Origin of the sequence: Micromonospora sp. NPDC047620 (genome assembly GCF_043205005.1) — a bacterium.
Classification (GTDB): Bacteria; Actinomycetota; Actinomycetes; order Mycobacteriales; family Micromonosporaceae; genus Micromonospora.
Genome location: NZ_JBIDDG010000038.1, coordinates 1 through 18424, shown reverse-complemented (window position 1 = coordinate 18424; position 18424 = coordinate 1). Strand labels below are relative to the sequence as shown.

The 18424-nt window shown below is 69.0% G+C and carries 19 protein-coding genes and 2 pseudogenes; 11 read left to right on the top strand and 10 right to left on the bottom strand.

The genetic code is table 11. The features are described from left to right. Positions 1–468: 468 nt before the first annotated feature. Together ACGF5C_RS30445 and ACGF5C_RS30440 are read right to left on the bottom strand one after the other, a co-directional pair. Positions 469–925, bottom strand: a pseudogene (locus ACGF5C_RS30445) (monooxygenase); the annotation flags it as partial. A 42-nt stretch (positions 926–967) separates the two neighbouring features. Then, a complete protein-coding gene (locus tag ACGF5C_RS30440) occupies positions 968–1792 on the bottom strand; it encodes an ATP-grasp domain-containing protein (protein ID WP_393307174.1) in 825 nt (274 codons plus the stop codon). Positions 1793–2202: 410 nt separating this feature from the next. Between ACGF5C_RS30440 and ACGF5C_RS30435 the strand changes: the two genes are divergently transcribed. Then, the gene (locus ACGF5C_RS30435) at positions 2203–3213 is read left to right on the top strand and encodes an RNA-guided endonuclease InsQ/TnpB family protein (RefSeq protein WP_393307172.1); all 1011 of its coding nucleotides are present in this window, start codon (positions 2203–2205) and stop codon (positions 3211–3213) included. Next, on the top strand, positions 3204–3410 hold the full coding sequence (locus ACGF5C_RS30430; protein WP_393307171.1) for a zinc ribbon domain-containing protein: 207 nt from the start codon (positions 3204–3206) through the stop codon (positions 3408–3410). Before ACGF5C_RS30435 ends, ACGF5C_RS30430 begins: the two co-directional genes overlap by 10 nt. A 13-nt stretch (positions 3411–3423) precedes the next feature. Here ACGF5C_RS30430 and ACGF5C_RS30425 read toward each other — a convergent pair whose 3' ends face one another. After that, complete coding sequence (locus ACGF5C_RS30425; RefSeq protein WP_393307234.1) at positions 3424–4662, bottom strand: RNA polymerase sigma factor; 1239 nt, start codon at positions 4660–4662, stop codon at positions 3424–3426. An 80-nt stretch (positions 4663–4742) separates the two neighbouring features. After that, positions 4743–5093, bottom strand: coding sequence for a YciI family protein (locus tag ACGF5C_RS30420; protein WP_393307169.1), 351 nt, complete (start codon positions 5091–5093; stop codon positions 4743–4745). A 74-nt stretch (positions 5094–5167) separates the two neighbouring features. Between ACGF5C_RS30420 and ACGF5C_RS30415 the strand changes: the two genes are divergently transcribed. The 4 genes from ACGF5C_RS30415 (at position 5168) to ACGF5C_RS30400 (ending at position 7826) form a co-directional block, all read left to right on the top strand. Then, a complete protein-coding gene (locus tag ACGF5C_RS30415; RefSeq protein ID WP_393307167.1) occupies positions 5168–5362 on the top strand; it encodes a hypothetical protein in 195 nt (64 codons plus the stop codon). A 198-nt stretch (positions 5363–5560) separates the two neighbouring features. Next, positions 5561–6949, top strand: coding sequence for an alkaline phosphatase PhoX (locus tag ACGF5C_RS30410; protein WP_393307165.1), 1389 nt, complete (start codon positions 5561–5563; stop codon positions 6947–6949). A gap of 91 nt (positions 6950–7040) precedes the next feature. After that, positions 7041–7223, top strand: coding sequence for a hypothetical protein (locus ACGF5C_RS30405; RefSeq protein WP_393307163.1), 183 nt, complete (start codon positions 7041–7043; stop codon positions 7221–7223). A 225-nt stretch (positions 7224–7448) separates the two neighbouring features. Beyond that, positions 7449–7826 (top strand): transposase, encoded by a 378-nt coding sequence (locus ACGF5C_RS30400; protein WP_393307161.1) that lies wholly within the window; start codon positions 7449–7451, stop codon positions 7824–7826. On the opposite strand, the pseudogene ACGF5C_RS30395 reads toward ACGF5C_RS30400, so the two are convergent. The 3 genes and pseudogenes from ACGF5C_RS30395 to ACGF5C_RS30385 all read right to left on the bottom strand — a co-directional run. Then, positions 7769–8155: pseudogene (locus ACGF5C_RS30395) on the bottom strand (amylo-alpha-1,6-glucosidase); the annotation flags it as partial. The gene ACGF5C_RS30400 and the pseudogene ACGF5C_RS30395 overlap by 58 nt on opposite strands. Before the next feature lie 2 nt (positions 8156–8157). Next, positions 8158–8535, bottom strand: a complete 378-nt coding sequence (locus tag ACGF5C_RS30390) for a YciI family protein (protein WP_393307159.1) — start codon at positions 8533–8535, stop codon at positions 8158–8160. 152 nt (positions 8536–8687) lie between these two features. Continuing rightward, positions 8688–9470 (bottom strand): Ku protein, encoded by a 783-nt coding sequence (locus tag ACGF5C_RS30385; RefSeq protein WP_393307157.1) that lies wholly within the window; start codon positions 9468–9470, stop codon positions 8688–8690. Positions 9471–9702: 232 nt separating this feature from the next. On the opposite strand from ACGF5C_RS30385, the gene ACGF5C_RS30380 reads away from it, so the two are divergent. After that, positions 9703–10371, top strand: coding sequence for an O-methyltransferase (locus ACGF5C_RS30380; protein ID WP_393307155.1), 669 nt, complete (start codon positions 9703–9705; stop codon positions 10369–10371). Positions 10372–10423: 52 nt separating this feature from the next. Here ACGF5C_RS30380 and ACGF5C_RS30375 read toward each other — a convergent pair whose 3' ends face one another. Then, positions 10424–11473 (bottom strand): RNA polymerase subunit sigma-70, encoded by a 1050-nt coding sequence (locus ACGF5C_RS30375; RefSeq protein ID WP_393307153.1) that lies wholly within the window; start codon positions 11471–11473, stop codon positions 10424–10426. Positions 11474–11676: 203 nt separating this feature from the next. Here ACGF5C_RS30375 and ACGF5C_RS30370 point away from each other — a divergent pair, with 203 nt between their 5' ends. Beyond that, positions 11677–12504, top strand: a complete 828-nt coding sequence (locus ACGF5C_RS30370) for an SAM-dependent methyltransferase (RefSeq protein ID WP_393307151.1) — start codon at positions 11677–11679, stop codon at positions 12502–12504. 395 nt (positions 12505–12899) lie between these two features. Next, a complete protein-coding gene (locus ACGF5C_RS30365) occupies positions 12900–13391 on the top strand; it encodes a DUF1579 family protein (RefSeq protein WP_350710526.1) in 492 nt (163 codons plus the stop codon). Positions 13392–13545: 154 nt separating this feature from the next. Here ACGF5C_RS30365 and ACGF5C_RS30360 read toward each other — a convergent pair whose 3' ends face one another. After that, a complete protein-coding gene (locus ACGF5C_RS30360) occupies positions 13546–14298 on the bottom strand; it encodes an SDR family NAD(P)-dependent oxidoreductase (RefSeq protein WP_393307149.1) in 753 nt (250 codons plus the stop codon). A 272-nt stretch (positions 14299–14570) separates the two neighbouring features. Between ACGF5C_RS30360 and ACGF5C_RS30355 the strand changes: the two genes are divergently transcribed. Beyond that, positions 14571–15704, top strand: coding sequence for an abortive infection protein (locus ACGF5C_RS30355; RefSeq protein WP_393307148.1), 1134 nt, complete (start codon positions 14571–14573; stop codon positions 15702–15704). A 159-nt stretch (positions 15705–15863) separates the two neighbouring features. On the opposite strand, the gene ACGF5C_RS30350 is transcribed toward ACGF5C_RS30355, so the two are convergent. Continuing rightward, a complete protein-coding gene (locus ACGF5C_RS30350) occupies positions 15864–17063 on the bottom strand; it encodes a cytochrome P450 (RefSeq protein WP_393307146.1) in 1200 nt (399 codons plus the stop codon). Between the two features lie 689 nt (positions 17064–17752). Here ACGF5C_RS30350 and ACGF5C_RS30345 point away from each other — a divergent pair. Continuing rightward, positions 17753–18187: a DUF6069 family protein gene (locus ACGF5C_RS30345; RefSeq protein WP_393307144.1), complete on the top strand. Its 435-nt coding sequence runs from the start codon at positions 17753–17755 to the stop codon at positions 18185–18187. Positions 18188–18424 lie beyond the last annotated feature (237 nt).

Sequence of the window (18424 nt, the reverse complement as noted above, 5' to 3'; positions counted from 1 at the left end):
CCATGTACGCGACGCACACTCTGGCGGTTCTTCGCCGGCGAGATCATCTCGAAAAGTGCCCTGGGCGCCTGCCTCTCGGCCCCCTCCGCCAGGTTCGAGCAGAAGATCAAGAACGCCACCCGTTGCGAAGATCAAGGCGCAGCACGGTGCCGACGAACGAAGACCGCGCCTGCCTACCAGAGGGTGCTGAACCCGGTCCTGGATGAGGCCGGACGCCCCCGGCGTCGACTTGGCGCCGGGGATGACTGCGGCTCGTTACCGACGCTGGCATGGCCATTTCCGCCATGCCGGCGGGCGGTGGATGTCCGACGGGAACGCCGACCACTCCCAGCTTCTGGCCGACAGAGCCGCAGATCCACTCGCTATCAGGCCACGCATATGCGGGATGACCACACGAACCCGCCCCCGTCATGGTCTCGACCCCAGACAGAGACAAGTTCGCATTCATTTTCGGTCGCTCAGGCGAAATCAGTTGGCGGGCTTGCCGAACCAGCGGGAGAGGTGGTCGTCCAGATCCTGCTGACCGTCGCCGATCCAGGCGACGTGGCCGTCGGGGCGCAGCAGGACGCACGGAACATCCAGTACCGCAGTGGGATCCCCGAGGTAATCGACCCGGTCCGACCAGCCGCCGACGGTCAGGCGTTCGGTGCGGTCCAGCAGCAGGCCGCGGCCGCGATGCAGCAGACCGTAGAGGCGGCCCTGTTTCACGTCGATGTCGCGACAGGCGGCGGCCGAGCAGGTCGGGGCCTGCGCCGAAGTCGTAGCGGATGCCGATCGTGGTGATCTTCTCGATCAGATACCGGTTCACCTCGTCGAAGTCCATCAGTTCGGTGAGCAGCCTGCGCACGGCCTGCGGGCCCGGTTCGGTGGACAGCAGCTCCATCTGGGCGCGCGTGTTGTCCAGCACATCCTCGGCAACCGGATAGTCGAGCGGACGTTGTTGGCGACGTTGGTCATCGGGGGGCTGCTATCCGAAGGGGGTGGGCGGTCTTGTGAACGCATGGTCGCGGGGAGCCAGGCGGTGGCGTGGTCCGGCCGCCCGGAGCACCACGTCGAGGACCTGGTCGGGGTTGGCGGCGTAACTTGTGCTGAACCACGCCATGTTCGCCTCCACCACGGCCCAGTGTTCGTCGCCGCGGTCGGCGTCGCTGGCCAAGCCGACGTCGACGACGACGGCGCTGGGCAGGCTGTCAGCGCAGGCGCCGAGCAGGCTGGCGGCGAAGTCGAGCACGGCGGCGCGGTGCGGGCAGGCGTCGAGTCTGGCCGGGTCGAGCCGGCCGTTGATGGCGTAACGGCTAGCGGCGTGCACCGTGCCGTCGAGGATGAACAGCCGGTACTCCACGAGGAACGTCACGATCTCGCTGACCAGCACTGGAGTGTCGGCGGGGTAGCGCTCGGCACGGGGGAGGCGGGAGCCGTCGGCGTAGACGCCGGCCGTCAGGGATTTGTCTCGGGGCGGCTTGACAAACATCGGCGTACGGGACCAGCGTGCGTCGCCGAGAGTGGTGAGGGTGATGTCGCGGTGGGTGTACTCGTACGGCAGCTGCACCAGCCAGTCGTCGGCCGGTTCGAGCATTGCCAGGTCGAGGTCCGGAGCGACGGCAGCCGCGAAGGTCGGTCCGCCGTAGAGGTGCCCACCCCGGGCCCGCCGCAGATGAGCTGGTACTGACGGGTTGGGCAGATGCTCCACTGCCAGGCCCCGTCGCCGGGCCGATTCAGCAAGCAGCTCGGCGGTCCTGTCGAGGCGCGGCGGCAGCACCAGGAAGTCAGCGACCGGGACGGCGATGGTCATGACTGACGATTCTCAGGATCCGATATGTTGCCGTCGCCTGATTATCCTCGCCGCAGCCGATGGGAGGGTCGTCTTGCTACCCTCGCCCCGCCCACCGAGCGAGCGTCTTGAGGCGTCGCGGCACACGACGGCTCCCGGACACCAGTTGCATCCTCATCTGGCTGCCGACAGCGCGTCGGAGTCGACCGGATCTGTCGAATCGAGTGCGCCGACCGTGCCTTGAGGACATCTGCTCGCCATCACGCCGCTGTCATCAGGCTCCTTCCGTGGATACCCCGGCCTTCAGGCCGGGGAGGAAACGGAACCTCCTGCGAAGCAGGTCAGGGACAGCCGGTTCGCCGTCAAGGCGGACAGGCGTCTCGCGCGATCCCCGCATGATTGGTTCCGAACTATCCCGCTATGTTGTGGACGTGTCCTCACGGGTGAAGCGGGCGTACAAGTTCCGCTTCTATCCGACTGCGCAGCAGGCGGACCTGTTGAGTCGGACGTTCGGGTGCGTGCGCAAGGTCTACAACCTGGCGTTGCAGGCTCGGACCGAGGCGTGGTGCCAGCGGCGGGAACGGGTCAACTACCACGCGACCAGCACGATGTTGACCGCGTGGAAGAAGAGCGAGGAGCTGGCGTTTCTCAACGAGGTGTCCTCCGTGCCGCTGCAACAGACGCTGCGGCATTTGCAGGGCGCGTTCGTGGCGTTCTGGGACAAGCGCGCCGGCTACCCGCGTTTCAAGTCCAAGCGCAGGTCGCGGGCTTCGGCCGAGTTCACTCCCAGCGCGTTCCGCTGGAGGGACGGCCAGCTCACTCTGGCGAAGATGACCGAGCCGTTGCACATCGTCTGGTCGAGGTCGCTGCCCGAAGGGCAATCCCCGTCGACCGTGACCGTGTCGCGTGACTCGGCCGGCCGCTGGTTCGTGTCCCTGCTCTGCGCCGACCAGGTCGCCACCCTGCCGGCGACCGACAGCGTGGTGGGTATCGACGCTGGCCTCGAGCATCTGTTCACCCTGTCCACCGGGGAGAAGGTCGCCAATCCTCGGCACGAACGGGCCGACCGGGCCCGGCTGGCCCGCGCCCAGCGGGAGTTGGCCCGCAAGGAGAAGGGTTCCCGCAACCGGGCCAAGGCCCGGCTGAGGGTGGCCCGTATCCATGCTCGTATCGGTGATCGTAGGCGTGATCACCTGCACAAGCTCACCACTCGACTCGTGCGTGACAACCAAACGCTCGTGATCGAGGACCTGACCGTGCGCAACATGGTCAAAAACCATTGTCTGGCCCGCGCCATCGGTGACGCGGCCTGGCGCCAGTTCCGCGAGCTGCTCACCTACAAGTGCGCCTGGTACGGCCGGAACCTGGTCGTGATCGACCGCTGGTACCCGTCTTCGAAGGTGTGCTCGACCTGTGGAGCGTCGCGCCGGACATGCCGTTGAACGTGCGGGTGTGGACGTGCCGGTGTGGCACCACCCACGACCGCGACGTCAACGCGGCACGCAACATCCTGACCGCCGGGCTGGCGGTGTCTGCCTGTGGAGCCGGTGTAAGACCTCAACGGGACTCCTCCCGGACGGGGCGGTCGGCGATGAAGCAGGAAACCCCTGGGGCGACCCAGGGAATCCCCGTCCTTTAGGGCGGGGAGAATGTCAACCTCCAGATGTGCCCGGCTGCTCAATCGTGTTCAGTCTTCGCCGTAGGAGGTCCCGTTCGGGTGTGGTGCCGGCCAGGTCGAGCGCCTTCCGGTAGGCAACGGCCGCCTCGGCGTGGCGGCCAGCCCGGTGCAACAGGTCGGCCCGGGCGACCGTGTAGGGGTGGTAGCCGCGCAGCAGCGCCTCGCCGGCCAGCTCGTCCAGCAGCACCAGGCCCGCCTGCGGGCCGTCGCGCATCGCCACGGCCACTGCCCGGTTCACCGCGACGATCGGGGACTCGGTCAGTGCCAGCAGCACGTCGTAGAGCGCCACGATCTGTGGCCAGTCGGTGGTAGCCACGTCGGCCGCCTCGTTGTGCAGCGCGGCGATCGCCGCCTGCACCCCGTACCGGCCGGGCGGCCCGCCGGTCAACGCGACCCGGACCAGCCCGATCCCTTCCTCGATCATGGCGCGGTCCCAGCGGCCGCGGTCCTGATCGTCGAGCAGGACCAGTTCGCCGTCCGGCCCGGTGCGCGCGTCGCGTCGGGCATGGATGAGCACCATCAGGGCGAGCAGCCCGGCCACCTCACGCTCGGCGGGTAGCAGCTGGCGCAGTATCCGGGCCAGCCGGATGGCCTCCTCGGCGAGATCGATCCGTTGCAGCTGCGGGCCCGCGCTCGCCGCGTACCCCTCGGTGAAGATCGAGTACACCGCTTGCAGGACCCCCGGCAACCGCTGCGGCAACTCGTCCGCAGACGGCACCCGGAACGGGATCCGCGCTTGTCTGATCTTCTTCTTCGCCCGCGTGATCCGCTTGGCCATCGTCTCCGCCGGCACCAGGAACGCCCGCGCCACCTCGGCGGTGGTCAACCCGGCGAGGAAGCGCAGCGTCAGCGCGCCGCGGTCCTCGGCTGCCAGCGCCGGGTGCGCGCAGGTGAAAAACAGCAGCAGCCGCTCGTCCGGCAGGTCACCGCCCGCGTCCGGGGCCGGGACGGGACCGGCCCGCTCCGCCTCCACCTGGAGAATGGCCAGCCGCGCCGCGTACGCCTGGTCGCGGCGCAACCGGTCGATCGCCCGGCGCCGGGCCGTGGTCATCAGCCACGCTCCCGGCCGGGGCGGAACCCCGTCGACCGGCCAGGACGCCAGCGCCGCCTCGACCGCCTCGGAGGTGACCTCCTCCGCCAGGTCCAGGTCTCCGAAGCGGCGGACCAGGGCGGCCAGCAGCCGGCCGCGTTCCTCGCGGAACACCGCCGCCACCAACGCCACCGGCGTCTCGTGTGACGCCGCCGGTGCATTGTCCGGCGCTCCGGCGCCGGCCGCCCGTCCGTCCATCGCGGTCAGATACCGAACTCGGCCACCGGCCGGACCACGACCGAGCCGTCACCGCGGGCGCCGGGGCAGCGGGCGGCCCAGTCCAACGCGGCATCGAGATCCGGCACGTCGATCACGTAGAAGCCGCCGAGCACCTCGCGCGTCTCGGCGAACGGCCCGTCGGTCACGACCCGCTGGCCGTCCGACTCGACCCGCACCGCCGTGGCGGTCACCAGGTCGGCCAGCGACTCCCCGGAGACGAAGATGCCGGCGTCCTTGACCTCCTTGTCGTACGCGATCCAGTCCTCGACCGTGCAGTCGGTGTTCACGCCGTTCTCGTCCACCGCACCAGCGTTGATCAGCAGCATGTACTTCATGATCTACCTCCTGTCCGTCGTTGCCCTCGTGCGGCGGCGGCCGCACGGAATCTCTACGGACGGGACCCCGCCAGATGGACATCCTCGCCAGAAATGATCCACGACGGACCCGCCGCCGAATTCGCATCCCCGCGGCGAAGGGCACCCCGGCGTTGTGGGTACGCCCGGCCCGGGAGATCCCGTATCCGGTCGAGCAGGTCCGCTCGATCACCCTGCTGTGCGAGGGCGGCCGGCTGTTCCTCGGCACACCACCACCGGAGACCCGGTGACCGTTGGTGGACACAGCGCCAACGCGTTCGCTTGGTTTCCGCGATTTTGACCGGTTTGGCCAAGCCGGCTGTCACAGCTGGCGGGATCAAATCGATCGGCACCTTGACGGGTGGGGTGGGATGTGACGTAGTTGATCGAGCGGTTCGAATCGATATCGGCCGGCCCGCTACGGTCTGTGACGTCTAGGAGGCTTGTCCGTGTCCTTGTCTCGCCGCCAGTTCCTGTCCCGCTCGGCCGGAGCCGGTCTCGTCGTCGCCGTGGTCGGTTCGGTCGACGCCCTGTTCACCGCGGCACCCGCGCTGGGGGTGTCCGGCCCGGAGGTCGGGTACGGTCCGCTCGTGCCCGACCCGGCCGGCATGCTCGACCTGCCGGTGGGCTTCCGCTACACGGTGCTGTCGCGCGAAGGCACCGTCCGGCCGGACGGCGGCATCGTGCCGAGCCGGTTCGACGGTATGGGTTCCTTCGCCGACAAGGCGCGCGGCACCCGCCTGGTCCGCAACCATGAGTGCTCCCCGACCGCGAAGATCACGCTCGTGGCTCCGCCGGAACGCACGTACGACCCGGCCGCCGGGGGCGGAACCAGCACGCTCGCCGTCGACGCGTCGAACCGCGCCGTCTCCGAACACGTCAGCCTGGGCGGCACGGCCATCAACTGCTCCGGCGGTCGGACGCCGTGGCACACCTGGCTGACCTGCGAGGAGACCGAAGACAAGGCGGGTGCCCGCGGCTACACGAAGGACCACGGGTTCATCTTCGAGGTCGACCCGTACGACGATGCTCGCAACACCGATCCGACACCGCTGACCGCGATGGGCCGGTTCCAGCACGAGGCGGTGGCGGTCGACCCGCACACCGGCATCGTCTACGAGACCGAGGACGCGTTCGTGGCACCGTTGGGCAGCTTCTATCGCTTCCTGCCGAACCGGCCGCTCGGCGGTCACGGGAGCCTGCGGGCAGGCGGCGTGCTGCAGGCTCTGCACGTCCCGGACCTGCCGGACCTGTCGGTGGTGACCGAGGCGGGTACCTCCTTCTCCGGCGTCGAGTGGCTTGACGTGCCGGACCCGCTGGCGACGACGGAGTCGGTCCGTGCCCAGGACTACGGCAAGCCGATCACCGGTGGGTACAAGATCGAGGGCGCCTGGTGGGGGGAGAAGGACGCCTGCGCCTACTTCGTCTCGTCGTTCGCCCGGCGTGAGCTGGGCTCGGCCCGCGACCACGACGGCCAGGTCTGGCGGTACGACCCCCGAGCCAACACGTTGCGCCTGGAGACCATCTTCACCCGTCCGACGCCGGCACCCGAGGACCCGGAGTTCGACTCCCCGGACAACATCTGCATGTCGCTGTACGGGGGCCTGATGATGTGCGAGGACGGGATCGGGGACCAGCACATCCTTGGTACGACCGCCGACGGCGAGGTGTTCGTCTTTGCCCGTAACCGGGTCAACGTCGGCACCGCCGGGGATCCGGAGTACGGCGAGCTGGCCGGCGCGACGTTCTCCGCCGACGGCCGGACCATGTTCTTCAACGTCTACAACCCGGGCATCACGTACGCCGTCACCGGCCCCTGGAACCGCCGCCAGGGCTGACCCCCCCCAGCCGCCCTGCGGTGCTCCCCGGTCCACATGTGATCGGGGAGCCCCGCCGCGCCTGGGCCTCGGGGCGTGTGGGTGCCCGAAATTGTCCCCGCGGATCGTTATCAACCTCGAGGCGGCCAAGGGGTTCACGCGCCACCACGTGCCGGCCGAGATGCGCGTTGAGGGGGCGACCGCCAACCCGACGCCACGCATCATCGGCGTGATCGATGAACCGTTTGTCGATGTCGGTCGACGCGGAGTCGAAGGCGTCATCCATCGACGGTGAAAAGGGTCTCCATCGCGGGGCGGGGCACGGACGGGTTGGCTGCGGCCGCCTCGGCCACACCCCCGTCGGAATCGTTCACCAGTTCTGCGATGGTTGCGGCCGGCAGGGCTGAGTGGCGCACGGCGACGAGTCGGGCCTGGTGGTCGCGCAGGCACAGCATCAGGGTCGCAGCGTCCGCGTTCGGATGCGCCGCGATGATCCGTACGCCTTCTGGACCGGCGGGAGGTGCGCGGCCAGGTGGACTCGCGGAGTGTGAAGACCTCCAGCAACGTGGCCGAGTCCAGTCAGGGCATCGACGCGGCGAAGAAGATCAAGGGCCGCAAGCGGCACATCGCCACCGACACCCTGGGGCTGCTGCTGGCAGTGACCGTCACGGCCGCCTCGGTGCAGGACTCTACCGGCGGCCGGCAGATCCTCGACGTCGTGGCGGCGGAGCATCCGTCGGTGCCGAAAGCCTGGGTCGACGGTGGCTACAACGCCGGCGTGCGTGTCCACGGCGCCCGCCGAGGTATCGACGTCGATGTGGTGTCCCGCCGCTCCCGGACCCGCACGATGTCGGCGTTCCCGGTCCACCGCTCGTACTCGTCGAGCAGCACCACGTAGAGCGGGGGTGATGTCGACGGCACCGTAGTACGGCGACAGCGGACGCTCCTCGAACGCGATCAGTTCGCCGTAGCGGAACTCGCGCAGGATTTTGCCCGGTTCCTCGTCCCGATAGTCGTCGAGGACGGCGCCCTGGCCGATGGCGAGGATGCGCAGGGTGGTGACGGCGAGATTCGGCTCGATCGGCAATGCCTGCAGGCTGGTGAGCATGGAGTCCCGGCCGGTGAGGTCAACGACCACGGCAGGCCCGCCGCGGGCATCGACTCGGCCGGAAGCGTCATCGGTGAGAACCGCAGGGCGGCGAGATCGACCAGACTACGGCGATAGGTCTTCAGAGAATGACCCGCCGCAGCTCGACCACATGATTGAGCGGCAGGCCGGAGGGACCGGGAGCGGCTGACACACTGGCGGCGATTTCGACAGCTCTTTCGAGAGTCTCGCAGTCGACCAGCCAGTAGCAGGTCACGGCGTCACCGTCCGCCCTGCCGGCGTCGTCGACAACGACGTCTCCGCCACCGGCGCGGACGACGCGTGCCTGCTGGGCGAGTGCCAGCTCGTGGGTGGAGACCAACTCGCCGGTGCTCCCCAGTGTCCGGTTGAGGTCGCGCATGTACCGGAAGTGTGTCTCGAGATCCTCGGGCCGCCAGGCGACAGCTCCGGCGGCGTCGGTGGTCACAACGCTGAACCGACTTAGCAGGACAAACCTCATGCTCTACTCCCTGGCTCCCGAGCGACGCTGGTGGCGCTTCCCATAAGGGTCGAAACGGAAGAGGTCGCCTCGACATGCCTCGCCAAAATTGGCCGACCCGCCCGGTGAGTCGCCCAGAGCCTAGCCGTATGCCGCCAGCGGGCCGCCGTAGGCTAGGCGGTCCTCGCGACGCGTCCTCTTTGGAGCGCGTGGCCGGGGCCGAGCCCTTCCGTGGTGTCCTCAAGGGCGGGCCCATCGGGCGCCGCCCCGTTGGACGTGTCGCCGCCAGCCTTGGCCGCGAGCAGGTCCAGCAGTGCGGTCCGGTACCCGTCCCGGAGACCGTCGGGATCGAGGTGATCCGTCATCGAGTCGATGAGCGAGATGGTCATGGCTAGCTCCGACGGCCGCACCACAGTCGTCTCGCGAAGGAAGGGGAAGTCCGGTTCGCGGAGCTCGTCAGGCCAGAGCATGGTCTGAAGAACGAGCATGCCGTCCCGTTCTCGGATGGCAGCCAGTCTCTCCACCTGGCGTAGCGCGACCTTCGCGATCGCCACCCGACGACTGTTCCTCAGCGCGTTCCGCAGGAGGGCGTACGGCGTGACGGCGATGTCCTCCGGCTCCAGGTAGTACGTCCGGTTGTAGAGGATGGGGTCGATTTCCTCGGTGTGGACGAACTTCAGCACCTCGATGGTGCGTACCGTCGGCAGCGGCAGTTCGGCCAACTCGTCGTCGGTGACGACGACCAGGCGCCCGTCGTCGAACTCGTACCCCTTGGCGATGTCCCGGTAGGGGACCTCGGTCTCGCAGTCGTCACAGAACCGACGGAGCGTGATCCGGCCGCCGTCGTCCCGGTGCACCTGCCGGAATCGGACCGACTTCTCCTCCGTCGCCGCGTACAGCCTGACGGTGATCGAGACGAGGCCGAAGGAGACCGCGCCTTTCCACATTGCCCGCATCCGCGCTCCCGGCTGATCGCTTTTCGTGCCCTTGGGGCCAGCGTGGCACGATCGTGTGCTCGCCTCTTCCTCCTGCGTGCGCTGCAGGTGACACCCGCGCACGTACAGAGGTGCGGCGGTGCGGGCGGCTGGTGACGATCAGGCTGGACCGCCCACAGCCGGCATCGAGCGGCTCGGTTGCGGATCCACACGACGTGGAGGTGAGCGTATGGGCGGCGGAGCAGGTGGCGGGATGGCCAAGCATGTACCGGTCAACCAGGTGCTACGTGAGTACATGCTCGCGTCGATGACACCACCCGACCCGGTCGTGGACAGCCTCGTCGCCGCGACCGAGGCGCTCGGTGACGCCGCCGGGATGATGGTGCCGGTGGAACAGGCCAGCCTGCTGACCCTGCTGACGCGGATATCCGGTGCTCGGACGGTGGTCGATGTCGGCACCTTCACCGGACTTTCCGCTCTGGCGTTTGCTCGGGGCCTGCCGCCCGGAGGCCGGGTGATCACCTGTGACAACAGTGACCGCTGGCTCGATCTCGCCCGTGCCCACTGGACGCGGGCGCGGGTGGCCGACCTCATCGACTTCAGGCTCGGACCGGCCGCGCGGACCCTGCGTTCGCTGCCGGGGGAGCGCTGCGTCGACATCGTCTTCATCGACGCGGACAAGGCGAACTACCCGACCTACTACGACCTCGCGGTGCCGCTGTTGCGTCCGGGGGGCTTGCTGCTGCTGGACAACGTGCTCCTCGACGGCTTCGTGACGGCGCCTGAGTTGGCCGCCGAGCCCTTGCATAGGAGGTGCGCGGCCGTGATGCGTGGAGTCAATGCCGTCGTCGCGGCCGATGACCGGCTGGAGGCCGTCATGCTGCCGTTGGCTGACGGGCTTACCGTTGCTCGGAGACGCTGATCGAGGTACGAGCCGGAGGGGCACCCGCCAACAGTGGGTGCCCCTCCGGCGCTCAGAGGGTCGCGGGAAGGTTGAACACGGGGAAGACCTCCGGCGGGAACGCCGTGATCTCGGCGATCATGCCGTCCTCGATTCTGAAGACGTTGAGGACCTGCGGACGGTAGACCGCATCACCCGGTCGGCGTACGTAGCCGGCGACGGCCGGTTGCATGTTCGCGTGGGCCGGTAGCGCCCGCCACTCCCCGAAGTAGGCCGGGGATGCCGGGTCGAACTGGGCGAGGAGGCCGGCGACGAAGGTGTCGCGGCCGACGATCCAGAACGGGTCCGGCGGCATCGTCACCCGCACGTCCTCGCGTACGAGCTTGGCGAAGTTCTCCGCGTCGGCTTTCTCCAGTGCCTCGATGCATCGCTGCATGAGGGCCCGTTCGGCCTCGGCCGGATCTGTGGCGGGGCCCCAGTCGATCGGCCTCGGGGGCAGGCGGTCCTTTAGCGTCGCCCGCGCCCGCTGCAACGCGCTGTTGGCGGAGGCGACGCTGATGTCGAGCATCGTGGCGGCTTCGTTGGCGGACCAGTTGAGGACGTCGCGCAGGATCAACACCGCCCGTTGCTGAGGTGGCAGGTGCTGGATCGCCACGAGGAACGCCAGCTCGATGGTCTCCCGCGCCATGATCTGCGAATCCGGCTGGGAGTCGGGCGGGGCGACCGGGTCGAGCAGGTGGTCCGGGAAGGGCTGGAGCCAGGGCACCTCGTCCGTCGGGGGTGGCGGTGTGGACGGCCCTGCCCCGAGCGCCGGCTGGCGGTGCGCTACCGGCATGCGCGCGTTGCGCCGCAGGAAGTCGAGGCAGGCGTTGGTCGCGATCCGGTACAGCCAGGACCGGGCGGAGGACCGCCCCTCGAACGTCTCACGCTTGCGCCACGCCCGCAGGTACGTCTCCTGGACCAGGTCTTCGGCATCCTCGAAGGACCCCAGCATCCGGTAGCAGTGGACCTGCAACTCGCGTCGATGCCCCTCGACGAGCGCCGCAAAGCCCTCGTCGTCGATGGTGATGGCAGTCGCGGGCTCGGCGTCGGGTTGCGACGCATTCGTGTCAACGGTCGCCATCTATCCCTCTTTCATCCAGTGGTAGCCCAAATATGCATGTCCCACTATACCGATCGCAGACCGTCGACTAGGTCGGCGACACAGGGCGCGACTGGGCTGCTCCGGATCGTCGTCCCCCCGCAACACCGAAGGTGTGCCCCCACGATCTCCGATGCGAGGGTGGTGGCGACCGGGCGGAGACGACGACACGGAAGTGAGGGGCGATGGGCTCGACGACACCCAGTACCGACGACATCGGCCGGATGTACGACGAGACCGCGGCACTGTCGCAGATCTTCATCGACGGCCAGGAGCACCTGCCGTACTGGTATGACGACCACGACGACACGCCGGTGGTCGAGGCCGCCAAGCGGATCACTCGAAAGGTGGGCGCGGCGATCGGACTGCGCCCGGGCGAGCATGTCCTCGACGCCGGCTGTGGCGTCGGCGCCCCAGCGGTGCAACTGGCCGAGGAGCACGGCGTACGGGTCACCGGCATCACCATCAGCTCCGTGCAGGCCGCCGAGGCGCGGCGACGCGCCGAGCGCAGCGCCGCGGCCACCCGGATCGTGTTCGCCCACGGGGACTACAACCACCTGGACTACCCGGACGACACGTTCGACGCGGTTATCGCGGTGGAGTCGCTCATGCACGCCGACGACTTGGCGGCGTCGCTCGCGGAGTTCCGCCGTGTCCTGCGACCCGGTGGCCGGTTGGCCATCGCCGACTGTACCCGCGAGGCGCCCGCCGGGTCGGAGCCCGCCGCCCGGTTCACGACGGCCTTCCAGATCGGTCAGCTGCTGTCGGTGCCAGAGTGGGTCTCGCGTCTGCGGACGTCGGGATTCGACGTCGACGAGTACACCCAGTGCGGCCCGCGGGTGTACGGCATGGGGCTGCGCTACCTGGACCGCGCGAACGAGCTGCACAACGAACTCGCCTCGCGGTTCGGCGAGGAGATGGTGGGTGAGCTGAAGCAGTCGTATCGGGACTACTTCTCCTACGGAGCCGACATCGGCTACGCGATCATCGCCGCGCGGAAGCCATCCCTCTGACCTGCTGGATGCCCGTCCCGGGCGTGCGGCGTCTTGCGCTGTACGCCCGGGACGCTGTTCGGCCGATCCGGCGTGAACCGCCGAACCTCCCTCCCGGCCGATGGTCGCCTGCCCTTTCGGTGGAGTCGCTATCCACCGTGAGGGCAGCATTCGCCTTTGCGTGAATGCTCGCTTCCGAAACCGATGAGTTGTCCGACGCCACTGCGTCATAAGAGTTGTGGCTGGCGCGCCAGACGATTGACGGCACGTACGTGTCGTGGATCCGCTCATCCCCGGTAGGTGCCGCAGCGGTGCCCTCGTGGTCTGGCGCGCTTGACACGCAACTCGGACACCCTGTTCGACGTGCGTGTCGTGCCACGCCGTTCATCCGCATCGGAACATCTCAAGGAGCGATCATGTCTGACAACGCGCAGCAGATGCCCCCGCCGCCCCAGCCCGACCCGGCTCTCCGTCGCCTCGACTACCTCGTCGGCACGTGGAAGCTCAGCGGCAAGACCGAGGCCGGCCCGATGGGCCCGCCGGCGGAGCTGTCGGGCACGGAGACCTTCGAGTGGCTGGAGGGTGGCTTCTTCCTCGTCCACCGCTGGAACTGCGCGATGGACCTGGGACCGGCGGGCAAGGTGCCCGACGTCGGGTACGAGTTCTTCGACTACGACCCGGAGACCCAGAAGTTCCGGACGCACTACTTCAGCAGCTTCGGACCGTACAACGCGGAGCAGAGCCACTACATCGGCGACTTCGAGGACGACAAGCTCGTCCTGGTCGGCCCCGCGAAGTACATTCGCAAGCTTAACGAGGACGGCACCATCAGTTACGACTGCGACTTCCCGCTGCCCGACGGCAACTGGGTTCCGTTCATGCACGCTACCCTGACCAAGGTGTCCTGAACCGCGAACCGACGTGGCGGGCACCGCGCGATCAGCCACACCCCAGAGCGATCGCGCGGTGCCCGCCGGGCGTGGGGCACCGGGCCCACCACGCCAGGGCCACGCCGACCCGGCCGGCGTGGGCGACCGATCCGTGCGGATCGGCCACCAGGTATCACTGCGGAACCGATGTGATCAGTCCGCCGTCGACGAGCAGTTCCTGACCGGTGATGTACGCAGACCGGTCGGACATCAGAAACACCACGGCGTCCGCGACGTCGTCCGGTCGCCCCAACCGGCCCAGTGGCACCTGGCTCCGGGCGGACTCCCTGGCCTGTTCGGTCACCGCGATGCCGAGGAACATGTCGGTCACGATGTAGCCCGGGCTCACCGCGTTGATCCGGATGCCTCGGGTCCCCAGGTCGGCGGCGAGCGACCGCGCCAGGTTCACCACGGCCGCCTTGCCCGCCGCGTACAACGGCGTCGTCGCCAGCCCCCGGTGCACCAGCCAGCTCCCGTTCACCACCACCGCCCCACCGTCGACCAGCAGCGGTAGTGCCTTCTGAACGGTGTAGAAAACGCCCCGGACGTTGGTGCCCATAAGGTCGTCGTACTCCTCGTCGGTCACCGCCGCGCTGGGGTTGAACCGCGCGACGCCGGCGTTGCAGAACACCCCGTGGAGACGGCCGAACCGATGCTCCACCACGGTCATCAGTCGGTCGAGATCCCGCCCCTTGGCGACGTCGGCCGGAACGGCCAGCACGCGGTCGGGCGCGCCGAGCGCCTCGACGGCGCCCTGTAGACGGGCGCTGCTCCGACCTGAGATCACCACCTGTGCGCCGGCGTCGAGCAGCTTGCGTGCTGTGGCCAAGCCGATGCCGCTGCCTCCCCCGGTGACCAGTACCGTCCTGCCGTCGAAATCCGCCATGACCACAGCGTGTCAGCGCCCGCCCGCCCCGGGCACCTTCGTCCGTGCGCCGTCGCCGTCGGGTTGAGGCCGCCGGGGGAGACGTAGCGGGCGTGCTCGCACGGCCGGAGATGCGGGCCCGAGGCAGGTGTTGCGAGGGTCGGTTCCGGACACGTCGGTCCGCGCCGTGGGTCGCATCGACCGACCCGCCGTCGCCAGGCCACCGTCAGCTCGTGCCGCTCCGACGTGACCACGTCAGGCGCACCGGGAAACGACGCCACCAAGGAGCCCCCATGACATCTGGCCCGCCACTCGCCACCGCCCCACGCGCCGCCGGGCGCGGCACGCTGCGATCGGTCGGTGTCACCTACGACACGGGCACGAACTTCGCCACCGGCCAGGGAGAGCTGTCCCGGCTCGTGTGGAGCCGGGACCGGATGGAGCAGGAGATCGGCGTGATCAGCCGGCAGCTGAACTGCAATTCGGTGACCGTCTATGGCAGCGACCTGCGGCGGATGGTTGCCACCGCCCGGGCTGCCGCCGACGTCGGACTTCACGTGTGGTTCCAGCCCCGCCTCGTTGACCGACCCCAGCAGGAGATCATCGACCACCTGGTCGAGGCGGCCCGCCAGGCCGAGCAGCTGAGACGGAACGGGGCACGGATCAGCTTCTCCGTCGGGTGCGTCCACCTGGTCTTCACCCCGGGCCTGGTCCCCGGCGACCGATACCACGAGCGGATGGCCAACATCTTCGCCGACGCCGACCACCACGTCCTTGCGCCTACCGGGACGGTCGACCTGGACGGTGCCAACGCGCGCCTCAACCAGTTCCTCGACCGGGCTGTCCGGTCCGTGCGGTCGGTCTTCGCCGGCGAGGTGAGCTACGCGGCGGCGCCGTTCGAGGACGTCGACTGGCAACTGTTCGACACGGTCAGGCTGATGCACTTCTACACCCTCGCGTATCCGGCCAGCGACGACGATCACGTCCGTGAACTCGAGCGCTATCACCGGTGGGGCAAGCCAGTGATGATCGCGGAGTTCGGTACCGCCACCCACCCCCGCGCCGGCGAGATGGCCTTCCTCTCGTTCGACGTCGTCGACCGCCGCGGACCCGTGCACACGGTCGACGAGGGGGTGCTGCGCGACGAGCACGCCCAGGCGGCGTTCCATCACCGCATGTTCGAGGTGTTCCGGCGGGCCGGCATGGACGGCGTTGCGGTGAGCGAGTTCATCCACCCGACGCACCCGCACTCGGCGAACCCCCGACTGGACCTCGATGCGGCCAGCATGGCGTTGGTCAAGACCATCCGGGACGACTACCACGATCCGGCGTCGCCCTACCGGTGGGAGCCCAAGGAATCCTTCCGCCAGCTCGCGGCGCGCTACGCGCGGCTCCGACGCGACGAGCCCGGTCACCTCCCCCGGTAGTCCCCGTCGACCACCTCCGCCACCCGGCGCATCGCGTCGGGTGGCGCATTGCCCGGGGACGGCGCCGGGACGCACGGGACGCCGGGTTCGTGACAGTGAGCTGTCACGAACCCGGCGTCGTCGGTGCCCCTCGGAACACGGTGTGTGACGCGACCGGCGCTACCAGGTCACCGGCAGGGTCGTGAGCCGCTCCATGGGGCCGGTGACGCTGGTGCGGATCTCGCTGGCCGGCACCGCGAGTTGCAGACCGGGAATCCGCCGGGTCAGCGTACGGAATGCGAGCTCCAGCTCGATACGAGCGAGGTTCTGCCCGATGCACTGATGGACGCCGAAGCCGAAACCGAGGTGGTGCCGCGGGGACCGGGTCACGTCGAGTTGCTCCGGCGTCGACACCAACGCCGTCGAGAAGTTCGCCGCGGCTGCACCGATCAGGAGGCCCTCACCGGCCTTGATGTGGTAGCCGGAGATCTCGATGTCCTCGAGCGCCACCCGGGATATCGCCTCGATGAGGGAGACGTAGCGCATGATCTCCTCCACCGCCCCGGGAGCGAGGTTCGGGCTGTCGCGTAGCTTGGCGAACTGGTCCGGGTGTTCGAGCAGCGCCAGCGTCCCCAGCGAGATGACGTTGGCGGTGGTGTCCTGCCCCGCGATGAGCATGAGCATCGCGTAGCGGACCAGCTCCTCGCGGGAGAGTGAGCCCTTGCGTACCTGGCCGGCGATCAGGTCGTCCAGCAGACCCGTGCCCGGGTTGGTCTCCTTGTCCCGGATGAGCTGCCCGAAGTAGTCGCTGAGCGCAGTCATCGCGTCCGCGGCCTGCTCGGGGTCGGCGTCGAAGAGGCTCCGGGCGGGCCCCTCGAAGGCATCGCGATCCTCGTAGGGGACGCCGAGCAGCACGCAGACCGCCATGGACGGCACCGGCAGTGCGAACGCGGCGACCAGGTCCGCTGGGGGACCGGCGGCCAGCATCGCGTCGATACGCTGATCGACGATGTCCTGGATGGCGGGGCGGAGAGCGTTCATTCGGCGTACCGAAAAGCTGGGAATCAACATGGTGCGCTGCCGGGTGTGCACCGGCGGGTCGACGCCGATCAGGACGTCCGTGTAGCCGGTGTTCTCCAGTTCGGCCATCTCCGCGCTGAGCGCGGGAAAGCCGTCGACGCGGGGATTGATCGAGACGCGCCGGTCCGCGAGCAGCGCCCGTGCCTCCCGGTAGCCGGTGATCAGCCATGCCTCGCGTCCGTCGTAGAGCCGTACCCGCGACAGCGGTCCTTCCCTGCGGAACTCGGCGTATCCCTGCGATGGTCGGTACGGACACTGCCGTCCGATGGGGAAGGCGGGTGCTTCTGCTGGCATCGACATGCGTTCTCCTCGTGGTCGGAGCATGATCGGCGGCGACCGCGTGGTGTCGGTTCCGCCGGTGTGAGGACGCGCGACCGGTCCGTCGCGGCACGGGCGCGGGGGAGGCTCCCGTCGGGTCCCGCCGCCGGGCCCGGTCCTGCCCACGTGACCGTGGGCCGGTGCCGCCGGCTATACCCGGACAGGCGCTGGCCGTCGTCCGGTCCGGCACGGCGGCGGTGACAGCGGCCGGCGATGCGCCACCGGCCACACCGCCAACGCCACCACACGCGTGGTCACGTGCGCCGATGTCGTGTCCAGCCTGCCCGGACGACCGGCGGGTGTCCTCTCGAAACGTGCGGCGCTGCTCGGCCATGGGAGAGGACCGGGCAGCACGGACGGCACTTGCCTGCCGGCAGCCGAGGCGCCGACGTCGTGCCGCCCCTGCCGTCGGTCCGCGTGATCCGGCGACCGGAGTTTCCCTTGATCGGGGGTGAGCGGAGGTCCACCCCCGCGACATGCCGGAATACGAAGTCCGCATGGTTTATCCGGGGCGGTTCCGGTCGACCATTGCGGTTAGAAAAAGAGGCGATCGTCCATCGCCGCCGATCGTGGTCTCCCTGTAGACTCCAGGCATTGTGCATCTGGCGGTATATGTGCACAGCGCCCGTGTCGCGTAACTGTTTGTTCAGGAAACTGAAGGATGGGTTGTCATGGATTCTGCTGTCTCTGCAGCCGCCGTAAATCCGGCAGGAAGCCGCAGCGCTCGCTGGCGTGATCGTGCGTTGGGTGTGCTGCTGGCCGTTCTGGCCGCCGTGCTCGTCTGGGTCGTGGCGGTTCCTGTCGCCGGCGTCGACCTGGAGGCCACGCTGGCCGAGGGTGAGCCGCCGATGAAGATCGGTTTGGGGGCGGTGATCGTGTCGTCGCTGCTCACCTCCCTGCTCGGCTGGGCGCTCCTCGCGCTCCTGGAGCGGGTCACCCGGCACGGCCTGCGCATCTGGGTGATCGTGGCGGCGATCTTCACTCTGCTTTCCCTGGCCGGACCGACCGCCGCGGACAGCGGCGGCGCCATGGTCGTCCTCGCGTTGATGCACGTCGCGGTCGGCGTCACCCTCATCGCGGCGATGGTCCGCAGCGCCCGACGCTGACGCCCGGCGAGGGCCGGGCTGGGCGGGCCAGCCGTGGCCGCTGGGGAAGCGGGCTCCGGCGGGGCCGCAGTCGTCGGATGGAGCACTCCCACAGTCGACGGTCATGAACGCGAGACGGTCGTGGGGGGGGGGGGGGGGGGCGCGCCGCGGGCCCCCCCCGGGGGGGGGCCGCCCCCCGACGGCTTGCCGTTGCCGGGAACGGACGACGCCGAGCCGAGCTTCGCCAGCAGGCCGGCC